The following is a 13,257-nucleotide window of genomic DNA, read 5'->3' as shown; positions in this document are numbered from 1 at the left end:
CTGAGGTGATAAAATGGACAGAATTTTTTCTCTCTGCTTAAGTTCCTGTTATTTATTATTTTCTCAACCAAGTGATGCCTATATCAATGATTCGCTCAGTTCTTATGAAGAAATTTATCCTGAAATAGGCTATAAAACGGTTGAAGCAGCTGCCTCCGATTTTGAACGGCACTATCATCAAGGGCTAAAGCTACCACTTCGAGTACCTTCTATTAGTTTTACACATCATTTTGGTCGTTTTAATGATCTTGATGGTGACATGAACGATTTTTTTGAAGCGACATTTATTAATCATCAACTTCCTGAGCATCATTATAAAATAACGGTTCGACCTATTCAGTTTAAGTATCCATCTAAAAAAGAAAATATAGTAAAGACATACAAGTTGAAAAACGGAACGACTTCAAATTATATGGAAATTTCAGGTTTCAATGTACTTGCATTTAAAAGAGAAGATTGGCAATATATGCTGTGGATTGATAAAAGGGTTTCAAATAAGGTAACACCTGAAGTTTTAGTAGACATAGCCAATTCTATTGACTACACAACGCAAGAGGATGAACAGGGTTAATATAAAAATGCCAAGTCCTTTACTTCAAGATGTGATTTTACTCAATAAACTTAAAAACATCGAAAAAGCATTGGGTATTGATTTCCCAATGCTTTTTATTTGGTGATACAGATTATATAAAATTAGGCGATACTTTTTAATGGTATTTGACAAAAACATCTAGCAATAAGGCCTTCTCCTACCTGTTAAGTCAAATGCTCATACTTTTTATATACCATACACTTTTTCATCTATAATTTGATAATCATAGCCTTTGAGAGGTATTTTTGAATTAATATGAATGATTACTCCAAATATTAGGGAGATTAACCCCCATATCAAACAAATAAAGTGTACGTATACACTTGGGATGGAATAGATGAACGCCATACTGAGGCACACACCCACCATCACCATAATGAAATATAGATACTCTAGATGAACCCAACAAAGAATGATTAAATGTGTGGCGTTAATAATGCAAAGGATTGGCAATATCTTTGTCGAATCTAATTGATTAACTAATAACAGTACTGGAAAACAACAAACAGTTATCGCTGAAGCAAATCCGACCAATGATGTATACTGGCTTGGATTTGCTTTCATTTTCAACAATTTATAAAATAGGCTTCCTATTATCGGGACTAATAAACCACCCCATATGTAAACCTTGGTTAATAAAGTTTCATCAAGAACGTAAGTTAATGCAAATGCCAACAGCCAATATATAGAACCAGCTATGAGCATAAAACCACCGCCGCGATATTGCTGTATAAAATCGAACCTATCCCTATGAACCATAACATTATTAGGTACAAATGGTATCCTCATATTAATGTCTCCTTCTTAAAGTAATATAAATTCTCATAGTATAACAGCTTATAGTTATCGTAATAAACAGGATTCCGAAATGCTTCTAGAATTATGCTGCTGGATTGACCGAAGCATTTCGGATTGCCATTGTTATGATTGAGTAAAGTAATATACTAAAAATTAATAAACTACTTAATAAAGTAAAGGTAGATATATTTGATAGTAGGTCAAACAAAGAAGAATACCACTTGAAGATAATTGTAACAATGGGAATTAAGACTAGTAACCCGATAAAACTGTAACCACCAACAGTTCCTAAGCGATAAAAGACAACATTCAATAAAAGACCAGCTGTTAGGAAGAAGAGCAGTAAAACAGTATCCAATGCCATCGTTTGTAAAAATGATGGGGAATTATTAAAAAATAAAATAGGATGAATAATGAATATGTTAGAAACGAAAGTAATTATTTTTTGTGTACAACCAATTATGAAGGCACCTACTAAGCTCCAACAGATGAAAAAGAACCCCACATTGAACATAAATTGCATGCGACATAAACCAAGCCTTAAAAAATAAGACAAGGTTTTATTTAGTAACTTTGCTGCCATGACACTGGAAAAGATATAAACAGGTATAGAAATCATGATGGAAAAAGAATAATTATGAAGTTCAAAAAAAGTATCTATGAAAAGCGAAAATAGGACGATTGAAAATAAAATGCACCAAAAAGTTATAATTTGTTTTTTATAGCTTTGAAATAATACATACAAACTACCCTTTACTGTATTCATTTAATAGCCCTCGCTTTCTGCTGTTTACTTAAATACACCAACATATCCTGTAATGAAACACGTTCAAGCATAATATTCTGTCCTTCAATGGATTGACCATCAGCGAATACAATTGCAGTTAGCTCCTGCATAAATGTATGTTTGTAAATAACTTCTAGACCACGTATTGCTTGCTCGACATCAGAAGCACTACCTTTTACTGCAACAATATGCTCATGCCATTGTTCCGATGTTTTCTGAAGCAGTAATTGTCCTTCGTGTAAAATAAGTATTTCTTCAAATAGCCCACTTGCCTCATCAATTAAATGTGTAGACAAAATAAAAAGTCTTGGATTTTCGGTTTGTTGTTCAATCAATAAATCATAAAAAGTATTTCGAGCAGCAACATCAAGTTCGATATAAGGCTCATCGAAGATCGTAATACCTGCATTACTCGCAAAACCTGTAATAATGCCTAACGCAGACACCATTCCTTTTGATAAGCTGCGAACCTTATCTTTTGGATTTAGAGCAAAAACTTCTAGTAGCTCCATTGCAAGATTCCCATCCCATTTTGGATAAAAGAAGCTATTCGCCTTTAACGTTTGTGCAATGGTCATTTCCTCTTGAAAGTTTTCACTCTCTGCAACAAAACAAATATCACGTAGAGTTAAAGGTACATTAAATACATTTTCTCCATTGACAGTGATGTTCCCGTTAGTTGTAGCAATAAGTCCTGATAATAAATTTAAGAATGTAGTTTTGCCAGCGCCATTATGGCCCAAAAACCCAATGATTTTAGGTCCTTCAATTGTAAAAGAGATATTTTTTAAAGCTTCCTTATGTCTATATGATTTACTAACATTTCTCACTTCAATTTTCATACGTTAACCCCTTTGTAACATATTTTGTAATTCTACATCTGAAATACCTAATCTTATTGCTTCTTTCTTCAATGGCTCTATATGTTGATTAAAAAAATTTTCTCTACGCTCCGCAATTAATATTTCGCGAGCGTCAGCACTAACAAACATGCCGACACCTCGTTTTTTATAAATTACGCCTTTGTCCACTAATTCGTTCACGCCCTTTCCAGCTGTTGCGGGATTAATTTGATATTCCTTTGCAAACTCATTTGTAGATGGAATGCGATCTTCTGGTTGTAGGTGGCCATCTAAAATCCCATCCTCTATTCGTTCGCGTATTTGCTGGAAAATGGGCTTTTCGCTATTTAAAGAGTGAATTACAATCCACCTCCTTATGTTAACTGGTTAATTACTTATGTAACTAACCATATAACGATAGGATATTTTTGTCAATGCTAAATTATGAAAAATTTAGTTGACGGAATGCATTCATTAAGTTAATATTACTAGCGAATAAGAAAGAGGTTCATAGCGCATACCCTCTATAAAAAACTATGGATGACGTCATTTACGCCATATCCCAAAAATGCGGATATGGCGTTTTTTTTATTAGATTTAATGCGTAATGGACTTCTCACAACTTGAGGAGGCATTTTTATGGCAGGAAGAAATGAAGAACAAGGATTACAGGATTTAACCCTACTAGGTAACCAAAACACAAAGTATTTATTTGAATACTCTCCGGAGATACTTGAGGCAGTTGACAATTTACATACGAAAAACGATTTTTTTGTGAAATTTAATTGTCCGGAATTCACGAGTCTATGTCCAATGACAGGGCAGCCTGACTTTGCGACAATGTATATATCTTTTATTCCAGATAAAAAGCTAGTAGAGAGTAAATCTTTAAAGCTCTATTTATTTAGCTTCCGTAATCACGGGGATTTCCATGAGGATTGTGTTAACATCATCATGAATGATTTAATTAAGCTGATCGAGCCACGCTATATTGAAGTATGGGGCAAGTTTACGCCACGTGGTGGCCTATCCATTGATCCATGGTGTAACTATGGTCGCCCGGGCACAAAATATGAAAAAATGGCGGAGCATCGTTTGATGAACCACGATCTGTATCCTGAAAAGGTGGATAATCGTTGATGCTTTACTATTTAAACGGATTGTTTGTAGGGTTTTTAATTTTAGCAAATGTTTTAGCTGTTAAAGTGTTTAGTATAGGCGAATGGATAATGCTTCCGGCAGCAGCGATTTTAATTATTTTTACGTATCCTCTTATTGATGTAATTTGTGAAGTATATGGCAAAGAAGCGGGCGGTCGCACGGTAAGAACAGGGCTTATGGCACAGGTGTTTGCGGCATGCTTTATCGCGATAGCCATTGCACTACCACCTGCAGAAGCCTTTGGTCATCAACAGGAGTTTGAGACAATTCTCGGCGGCAGTATGCGCGTCATTATTGCAAGTCTTGTAGCCTATACGGTCAGTGTTAATTTGGATGTAGTGATATTTAATAAATTTAAGGAAAAGCATGGAAGCGGTAAGCTTTGGCTTCGAAACAATGCTTCTACGATGCTAAGCCAACTCATCGATACGGCATTATTTATTACGATAGCCTTTTATGGAATAATGCCAATTAAAGTGTTACTGACATTATTTATAACACAGTATTTGTTTAAATTTTTTGCGTCCATTGTAGCAACTCCACTTGTTTATGGGCTAGTTTTCGTTGCGCGAAGATTTGATAAACGTAAAGGCTTTGAACCATCTCATTATTGAGATGATTCAAAGTGATGAAAAACAAAAATGGGGATATAAGAAGTGTTGTGTCGCTTACCTTCGTAACTCTCTGCTTTAGCAATAACAACGCCCAATCGGAACTGAAATTAACCCCTAGTTTGCCGAAGAGCTATACTTAATTTCATTAACATAATAGATTTTCAACAACTAGAAGCCATCTCATACCTGAGATGGCTTTTTAGTGTGTGCTTTGCGAAAACTAGCGTTGCAAATTTGTACTTCATAATATTTGTGGTATAAAAATCCCTCTTACTCTACGTTTATAGCTCCATTTTTGCATATGTGCAGTAATGCGGCGGAGCATATACTGTGTATGAGAAGGGAGGAGGTGAGTATATATGAGAATTAACTGGATGATCCGTTTTCAGCATAAACCATTTTTACTTGCGCTATTTTCGTTGATTTTATTACTCGCACAACAAGTAGCAGCTATTTTTGGCTACGATTTAACGAGTGCAATGAGTGATCAGGCAATGACCATCTTAAATATCGTATTATCAATTTTCGTTTTATTAGGAGTTGTTGTAGATCCAACAACGCGGGGAACCAGTGATAGTCAACGTGCTTTAATGTATCGAAGACCTAGATAAACAGGGGAGTAAAAATAAATCAAAAGTGTAATTTTACAATAAGGATAAATATGTTATAATGTTAAAAAATTGATAATGCAGGGAGGATGATTGAATGTCGCTTGAAATGGAGCGGAGAGTTGCCATGCTCGAGCAGGAAATGATGGATCTACGGCAGGAATTAGAGGGCTTAAAGCGTCAGCAATCTGTTGCTAAAACAAGTACATTGGACGCCAGAAAATCCATTATTGAACAATCTACGCCAAAACTAGCACAAAACCTAAAGCCAAATTCAAACTTGGAACCAAAGCCAAAAACAATGCCAGCTCCAGAAAAAAAGATGGAGCCACAGCGAACGTTGGAAGAGCGTATTATGTGGGCACTTCCAAAAGTATTTATGGTAATTTTAGTGATGGGGGTGCTTTGGGGTCTTAAGCTTGTGAGTGATTATGGCTATTTATCGAATGAGGTTAAAATCATCCTCGCCTACGCATTATCGCTTGCTTTAGCAGCAACAGCTTATGTGTTGGAGCATAAAAAAATAGGATCCTCAGCCATCACGATTTCTTTGTACGGCGGAGCGTTTATTGTTGGAATATTAACAACAGCGGCTAGTGCGATATTGTATGAAATCATCGGTTTAACGATGGCACTTGTTATTGCCGTTGTTTATATCGGCTACGGTATTGCTATTAGCTATTTAAAGAAAAATGAAGTACTAACAATATTTGTAGCGTTTACTTCATTATTACTACCTTATTTACTAGAATATATGGATTTTAGTCCAATAATTATTTTAATCTATGTGGTTGTCCTATTTACGATGCTGCAATTTGTCATTCATCAACACAAGCAGAAATTGGCGCTCTATATAGCAACCTTTTTCTCAGTGCTAGCGGTCAGCATTATAGCGTTTATGAATCATGACAATCGAGCTGTTTTTGCAATAGGTTTCCTTGTTGTTTTATCTATTTTTTACACGAGTTGGTGCCGTTTATATAATGCAGAGTCTAAATTGAAATATATTCACGTTGGACTTCAATTTAGCCTAGGAGCCTTTAGTTTATTGCTCTTGAACTTTATCATTAGTCCTATTGAATATAGTGAAGCACTATTACTCATATTAGTTTTCTTGTTTGCAGCTTTAGCGGGTTATGGCTATAAGCAAAAATGGCAGGAGGCATTTGATAGTGCCGTAACACTCGCATTTATTACACTATGTAATACGTTACTAGTTATGAATTTCCCGGAGAAAGTGGATCATTTGCTCATCCCATTCATTACCTTTGCGGGCGTAATGATGAGTTTACGTTTACGAGCTAGTATGATGAAGGTTGTCAGCTCATTTTTATTTATGATTACACTCGCTTTAAGCTTTATAATTCATGAGCCAACACCATTTTTCAGCATAGACCATGTTAGCTTGATCATGCCAGGAATATATCTCCTGATTATTTATGTATATGCAAGACGTCCAAAAGAGACACAGACTGCATTTGAAAAGGCAATGAAGGAACTATATGTGATTGATTTTTTAGCAGTAATAACGACTGGTTATTTCTTAGCTTATATCGGAAAGCTAGATGGAACGTACTTTGCAGGTGCTGGTAATATTCCGCATCTAATGTGTATAATCCTCGCTTTACTTTTCGTGGGATCACTTTTAGTACCAACAAAATACAAAGGGCGCGCATTAACGCCAGTCCTCAGTGTATTTTTCATTCTCTTCACAATAATGCTTGAAATAATTCCGTACAATATGCAAGGTGTTGAGTGGTTAAATATAGTAACAAGAATCGTATATATTGCTGTTATCGTAGCAATTATGATCGATTTACTGATGAAAGGGCGCATTTATCAAAGCTATCAAGAGCAAATAGAGAAACTTCTTGATCCAATTGTAAGTGCAGGTGTGGTGCTTACGATGATATCTGTTTGGGGTCTCATATCCCAACTTTCCTACAACAGTTTGCTTGATTGGAAGCTAAGCATCGCCTTCTCAACGATTACATTATTCCTGACAGCAAGTATCTCGCTTTGGCTTAGCAACGTGCGCAACTTACGAACATTACGCATAACAGGTTTTATCATCTTAGTTATTGCGTTTATTAAGCTTATATTCTTTGATTTGTCCGCTCTAGACTTACTAATACGAGCAGTCCTGTTTATTACAATTGGTGGGATTGGGTTGCTGTTGTCGGGTAGGTTGTTGAGGAAATGAATAAATTATTTAGACACTAAGTATGTTTTCACAAAAAACGTTTACCTTAATTTGGGGTAAACGTTTTTTTACATCGTATTGCTTTTTATTGTAATTTAAACGTAGTTCGCTTTACATATTATTGGGAATGGAAAATTTTGAAAATATATATATTCATATGAAGAAGTGGTCTTGTAAATATTGTTTATATATGGAATAGTGTAATTATCATAAAATAGTATTTAATTAAATAACTAGGAAACTTTATTTACTGTAAGCACTGTTATTATAGTGTTTAAGACTAATAGACTTTTATTGATATCTTATATCAATAAAAGTATTATCGGCAGAAGGAGGGCGGAAATGAAGCGTAAAAATAGAGAATTATTTAACAGTCAAGGGGGATTCACTTTAATTGAGGTTATTGCTTCTTTAGTTATAATAACTATCATCTTATTATCCTTTTTTGGCTTACTCATTCAATCGAATAAAACAGGAAAAAGCTCTGAACAAATTATTGATGCAACCTATTTAGCGCAAAAGGAAATGGAGAAAATGTATAACTACTTCAAATCCACCAAAATCGAAACTTGGGAATCTGATTTTCCATACGAAAAGGATGAAGAGAAATCGAGCGGTAATACAACTCAGTATAAAGTAACACCCGTAAATGCTAAAAATAAGGAAATCATAATAGTGAAAGCTGAAGATATGTCGCCGGAAAAAACAGTTAGGATTACTATCGAAGTCTATGATTCAAGAGGGAAGATATTAAAAGCAAAAGTGCAAAATATCTTTAGCTTATAAGGAAAGAGGTGGTGCGTATGTCTAAATTTCATAATGAGAGAGGCGTGACCTTACTAGAAGTTTTGGCTGTTACCATAATAGTTACGCTCGTTTCTATTGTTCTAATGTCGATCTTAACGAATGGGATGAATACTAGCGATAAACAAATGAAATCGAGTGTACAATTATCTGATGCAACCTATATTTTGAAAGTTGTCACTAAAGATACTCGTAAGTCTACAGAAATTATTACGAAAGACTTTGATGATTGTACAGAATATATATTAACGAATAATCAAAATAATCAAAAATATAACTACGTATTTCATCGAAATAATCAGACAATTGCAAGGGATGATGAAATAATTGCAGTGAATGTACTTGATTTTAAAATTAAAGATAAACGGAGTCATATAATTATTGATATTACAACGCCAAATAATAAGCCCTTTTCATCAACTATATATTTCAGAGGAGGTAGCTAGATGTTTAAATATCTAAAACAAGAAAATGGGTATTCGTTACTTTTAGCAATTTTGGCAATTGCTTTACTATCAGTTCTTGGAATTATGCTTTTAACACTTACTGCAAATTCATTAAAGATTTCTACTAGTGAGCGAGATGACCAATCTGTATTTTTCATTGCAGAAGGTGGTTTAAACAGTACAAAAAGCAAAGTAGAACAATTAGCTAAAATTACATATGATCAAAATAGAAAGGATTTCAATAAGCTACCTCTTGATAAAAGAAAGCCGGAAAAATTTAAGTTAGATTTTATAGATGCATTTGAAAGTAGCTTAAAAAAAATCTTTGAAGAGAATACTCAATCATCATATACTGCTACAGTCACCTTTGATGAACAATTTAAAGAAAAGCCTATTGCGAATGTAACAATTGTTCAAGAAAATACAGAACCTTTGCAATATAAAATAACATCTGTTGGTTATATTGGAAAGAAAACAAGAACCGTAGTGCAAACAATTACATTTAATTTAGGAAGTGGAACGGAAACTGGCCCTACTTTTTCAAATGCCGCTGCTATCCACGCTATTGAAAACATCGAACTTGGGGGCGGTAAGTTTAAAGGGGATGTTGTATCTGAAAGTGGGAATATTGATATTACACAAGATGAAACAAAAATTAATGGAAAAATTGGAACAACTTCAGATAAGTTTTCAAAACCAGACTGGATCAATATTACAAATGAGATTATAGGGAATGTTGCATTTCCTGAAGATATATTACCACCTTTCCCAGATAATCAATTTACTAATTTAAGCACAAGACCCTATACGAATTCAATACAAGTTACAATCGATGGGGAGCAAAGACAACTCTCATTAGATAAAAATTCAATTAAGATTGATGGGGATAGAAAGATAAATGGTACTCCAAATTTCAGTGGTATTCTTCCGATTTCTCAGGATATGTACGTAAAGACGCTTATGGTTGCTTCGAATAATACATTAACGATTGATGTCGGTAATTCAGACAAAAATTTATTTATAGATAACTTTGACTTCTCTCAAGGTCATTTAAATATTATAGGAAGTGGTAAATTAACTTTGTACATAAAGAATGCTTTTGATTTAGAGGGGGATTCAAGTATGAATAATACAGGGGACATAGGCCAATTAAGTATATATTATGCAGGCACTTCGTCGATGAATTTTACTGGTAATACAAGAACAAAAGCCTCTATATATGCTAAATCAGCCAATATAGAAATTGATGGTTCTGGTAGTGTACAAGGAAATATATATGCAGGTGGAACAAATATCACTATTGAAGGAGGGTCTTATAATCACAACTTATATATATATGCCCCTAACGCAAGAGTCTTATTGGGGGGATCAGGAACAGTTATAGGCGGAATAATGGCTCATACAGTAAAGACTAGTGGAGATCCAGCTGTTACTTACAAACAGAAAACGATTGAAGATACAATATCAAATGGTGGCTTAATTTTTGAAGAAAATAACAATTTAACAATTTCTAATGGTATGCTTGAAGTAGACTAAATATCACGTATAAATAAACGCGCATTAAGCCTAACTGTATAGCTTTTAAAAAACCTATACTCTTCGATTTGTCAGGACTGTTCTTGAGGAAATATTGGAAAAGGGTTGTTTAAAATGACTGTGTGAAATCAGACTTTCTAAACAACCCTTATTTTAATAACGATTAATTGTCTCGGGTTCGTTCAATTCAGTAATAAATTCTTCTTCTTCATCACGTTTAAAGGATGTGTATTGAGCTATTAAATTTTCGTCATAGGTTATTTTCAATCTGGAATTCCTTTTAGGTACTTCAACACCATTTGTAATAACGGTTTCTTTTTGGTTTTTAGAGCTTTCATAAGTATAGTTTTGACTATTACCACGTACTGCAGTTAGAATTGTTCGTCTTGCTGAAATTCCTCCATACAAGTTAATATTCGAGCCAACGCCATACATAATCATATTTTGTTTTGAATAGAAAAAGCCTTTAAGCATACTAGGCGTAGCACTATCAACAGAAATATTACTAATTGAAATGTCCCCTGTTGCGAAAATAAAGAGGGTGCTATTTGAATTTATTCCATTTAAAGTACTATCCTTAATATCAACGTTACCATTTACATATAGCATGGCATCGCTACGTAAATTAGTATTGTTTACAATGAAATCTCCATTAATAAAATAGGTGCCCGACAAATTTAAGGTTTTTCCACTTCCATTAATATTAAAATTTCCTCTATCGAGGGTTTTCTTGCATCCAAATAAACCCCAAGTATTACATTCTTCTTTTTCTCCATGTATGAAAATGATATTGTCTCTATTAAATTTAGATGTTTCGTGATTTGTGTTCGAGACACTTAAGCCAGTAGGATAGTTTTTATTATAATTTTTATTTGTATACAAAGGTATAACTTTCTCTGTTATTTCAAGATTATCTCCGGGTAGGCTTTTTGTTACAAGGGATACATTTTTCGTTAAAAACAAACGATTCTGTAATTCGCTTTTTGTAGCAGGATTTGAAGGGGTGAATTTTATATATTTAGAACCGTTTAAATAGTTTGTGTTGCCAGATATGTGTGAAGGATAATCAACAGTATTATTTACATAATATATATTTTTTTCTGATTCCCTCATAATTATTTTTGGGGTAACACTTTTAGAGTCTGGAATTATTCTGGGAAAAACGCTATCTGGCCATTGTGCAATATTATTTTTTAGCCAATGGGCTTTTTCAGAGATAATTAAATGACCATCTGTTTTGATATCTCCCTGAATTTCAACACCACCATGTAAATAAAGATTCCCCTCGTCATTCGTTGAAACAGCGTAGCGTAATTGATCTGGAATTGCATCTGTACCGATAATAATCTGTGAATATGTAATATGCTCTTTACTATTTACTTTTCCCGTACTTTTAAATGTTACTAGGCGTTTATAACGATCCTTCTCTTCATTTGAAATTAGTTCTACTTTCTCGATGCAGACGTTTGTTTGATTAGCATTTTCTGCAGGGATGTTAATGCCTTGCGAGCAACTTAGCTTTGTAGCAGTCAAGGTAGTAACGAGGAAGGTTTCGAATGCAGTCTTTCCCATTGGTTTATCTTTAATTTCTTTTTTTAGAACAGCTTGAATATCATTAACGGCATAGTCTATCCCTTTATCTGATAAATCTTGAGCTTGTACTACTTCCTCTCGAGTGTTGTTTTTTGTAATACCGCTTGACGTTAAAGTGATAAGACTCAAACCGAGTATAGTGAAGATGATGATGACTGCAAATGTTATTAACAATGAATAGCCATTTTCATTTTGCCGGAAAATTTTCATATGACAATCTCCTTTATTTAAACTATTTTGAGCTTACAATAGGTTGAATCTGATTTTTAAATTCCATAGTTTTTGTTTGGTCATTACCTGAACGTTTTTTTATAATCTCAAGCTTTAAATTGATTGTGTAAATGGATTCAACTGTAGGGTTTCCTGTTATTTCTGAATTTTTAGAAATTTCAATGTTGCTGTTTTGAACTTTATATTTCTCCTTTTTAAAATAGATATAGGTAGTGCTATTTTCAGTTTTAAATCCTATAGGCTCAAGAGTCTTTTCGCATTCGCTAGTAATAGTCCATTTACCATCATCGTTTTTTTTACATTTAGACAGATCATTGGTTACTTCAATATATTGATTACTGATATTCCTTACAATATGACTTTGGTTTGTTGTATAGAGGGTTTTAATAAATTTACTTATGATTATATCTGCTTCATCTCTAAGCATAGTTTCTTGTTGAATATTTTGATTAGTTTCTAAAGTTTTCACAAGGATTGAAAAGATAAGGGTGGAGACGATTGCTAGAATAACAATCGTTGCGAGTAATTCAATTAGTGTTAAACCATTTTGATTCTTAATATATTTATTCAATTGAAACATATCCTTCCGACGAGCCTTTTGTTTTTCCATTTTGAGAAGTTACTGTTACAACTACTTTTATTAGATTTAAATCTTTTTCTGTGAAATCTGAATTTACATATTTATTAGAATTTTGACTAGGGGTATATGTAATTGTATATGTTTTTCCGTTTAAATCTATCTCGAGAGGTGGGTTTTTCTTTTTGGCATCTGGTGGTTCACCGGTATCTTTAAAATAATCATTTAAGTCTTTTGTAGCTATTTTGGTAAGGGGGTCAGATTTTAATTTAGCTAATACAGCATCGGCTAAATTTACAGTGACTAATTTTTCGGTATTTACTGTGGCTGTTTTATTCGTAGATATAAATATTTGGGCAAAGGATAAGAGAATAATGGATATTAATACAAGTGATGCAACTACTTCGATTAAAGAAAATCCTCTCTGTGATTTTATCAACATAAAAAACTCGCCTCCGATCTAAT

15 protein-coding genes are annotated in these 13,257 nt (G+C 33.7%); 8 read left to right on the top strand and 7 right to left on the bottom strand.

The window, feature by feature from the left end:
* Positions 1-13 precede the first annotated feature (13 nt).
* Complete coding sequence (locus ABH966_RS00540) at positions 14-571, top strand: hypothetical protein (RefSeq protein ID WP_370075104.1); 558 nt, start codon at positions 14-16, stop codon at positions 569-571.
* Between the two features lie 207 nt (positions 572-778).
* Here ABH966_RS00540 and ABH966_RS00535 read toward each other — a convergent pair whose 3' ends face one another.
* The 4 genes from ABH966_RS00535 to ABH966_RS00520 form a co-directional block, all read right to left on the bottom strand.
* Positions 779-1,381 carry a DUF7010 family protein gene (locus tag ABH966_RS00535; protein ID WP_370075103.1) on the bottom strand — a complete coding sequence of 201 codons (603 nt, stop codon included), beginning with the start codon at positions 1,379-1,381 and terminating at the stop codon, positions 779-781.
* 91 nt (positions 1,382-1,472) lie between these two features.
* Positions 1,473-2,156: a hypothetical protein gene (locus ABH966_RS00530; RefSeq protein ID WP_370075102.1), complete on the bottom strand. Its 684-nt coding sequence runs from the start codon at positions 2,154-2,156 to the stop codon at positions 1,473-1,475.
* Positions 2,153-3,019: an ABC transporter ATP-binding protein gene (locus ABH966_RS00525; RefSeq protein ID WP_370075101.1), complete on the bottom strand. Its 867-nt coding sequence runs from the start codon at positions 3,017-3,019 to the stop codon at positions 2,153-2,155. The genes ABH966_RS00530 and ABH966_RS00525 overlap by 4 nt, the downstream gene beginning before the upstream one ends.
* Positions 3,020-3,022: 3 nt before the next feature.
* Positions 3,023-3,340 (bottom strand): GntR family transcriptional regulator, encoded by a 318-nt coding sequence (locus ABH966_RS00520; protein ID WP_370075338.1) that lies wholly within the window; start codon positions 3,338-3,340, stop codon positions 3,023-3,025.
* A 318-nt stretch (positions 3,341-3,658) separates the two neighbouring features.
* On the opposite strand from ABH966_RS00520, the gene queF reads away from it, so the two are divergent.
* The 7 genes from queF (at position 3,659) to ABH966_RS00485 (ending at position 10,391) form a co-directional block, all read left to right on the top strand.
* A complete protein-coding gene (gene queF, locus ABH966_RS00515) occupies positions 3,659-4,159 on the top strand; it encodes a preQ(1) synthase (protein ID WP_370075100.1) in 501 nt (166 codons plus the stop codon).
* Positions 4,159-4,794: a queuosine precursor transporter gene (locus ABH966_RS00510; protein WP_370075337.1), complete on the top strand. Its 636-nt coding sequence runs from the start codon at positions 4,159-4,161 to the stop codon at positions 4,792-4,794. Before queF ends, ABH966_RS00510 begins: the two co-directional genes overlap by 1 nt.
* Positions 4,795-5,153: 359 nt before the next feature.
* Positions 5,154-5,405: a phage holin gene (locus ABH966_RS00505; RefSeq protein WP_370075099.1), complete on the top strand. Its 252-nt coding sequence runs from the start codon at positions 5,154-5,156 to the stop codon at positions 5,403-5,405.
* A 94-nt stretch (positions 5,406-5,499) separates the two neighbouring features.
* Positions 5,500-7,605: a DUF2339 domain-containing protein gene (locus ABH966_RS00500; RefSeq protein WP_370075098.1), complete on the top strand. Its 2,106-nt coding sequence runs from the start codon at positions 5,500-5,502 to the stop codon at positions 7,603-7,605.
* Between the two features lie 342 nt (positions 7,606-7,947).
* On the top strand, positions 7,948-8,391 hold the full coding sequence (locus ABH966_RS00495; RefSeq protein ID WP_370075097.1) for a type IV pilus modification PilV family protein: 444 nt from the start codon (positions 7,948-7,950) through the stop codon (positions 8,389-8,391).
* A gap of 44 nt (positions 8,392-8,435) precedes the next feature.
* A complete protein-coding gene (locus ABH966_RS00490) occupies positions 8,436-8,855 on the top strand; it encodes a hypothetical protein (RefSeq protein ID WP_370075096.1) in 420 nt (139 codons plus the stop codon).
* Positions 8,856-10,391, top strand: coding sequence for a DUF7305 domain-containing protein (locus tag ABH966_RS00485; RefSeq protein ID WP_370075095.1), 1,536 nt, complete (start codon positions 8,856-8,858; stop codon positions 10,389-10,391).
* 153 nt (positions 10,392-10,544) lie between these two features.
* Here the strand turns inward: ABH966_RS00485 and ABH966_RS00480 are convergent, their stop codons facing one another.
* Genes ABH966_RS00480 through ABH966_RS00470 form a run of 3 tightly spaced genes read right to left on the bottom strand, consistent with a single transcriptional unit; the run spans position 10,545 to position 13,234 of the window.
* On the bottom strand, positions 10,545-12,194 hold the full coding sequence (locus ABH966_RS00480; protein ID WP_370075094.1) for a hypothetical protein: 1,650 nt from the start codon (positions 12,192-12,194) through the stop codon (positions 10,545-10,547).
* A 22-nt stretch (positions 12,195-12,216) separates the two neighbouring features.
* Positions 12,217-12,786 carry a PulJ/GspJ family protein gene (locus ABH966_RS00475; protein WP_370075093.1) on the bottom strand — a complete coding sequence of 190 codons (570 nt, stop codon included), beginning with the start codon at positions 12,784-12,786 and terminating at the stop codon, positions 12,217-12,219.
* Positions 12,779-13,234, bottom strand: coding sequence for a type IV pilus modification PilV family protein (locus ABH966_RS00470; RefSeq protein WP_370075092.1), 456 nt, complete (start codon positions 13,232-13,234; stop codon positions 12,779-12,781). Before ABH966_RS00470 ends, ABH966_RS00475 begins: the two co-directional genes overlap by 8 nt.
* Between the last annotated feature and the right edge of the window lie 23 nt (positions 13,235-13,257).

Origin of the sequence: Lysinibacillus sp. RC46 (assembly GCF_041262385.1) — a bacterium.
Taxonomy (GTDB): Bacteria; Bacillota; Bacilli; order Bacillales_A; family Planococcaceae; genus Lysinibacillus.
Note: the sequence above shows the minus strand (reverse complement) of the source record. Positions and strands in the feature narration are given on the sequence as shown.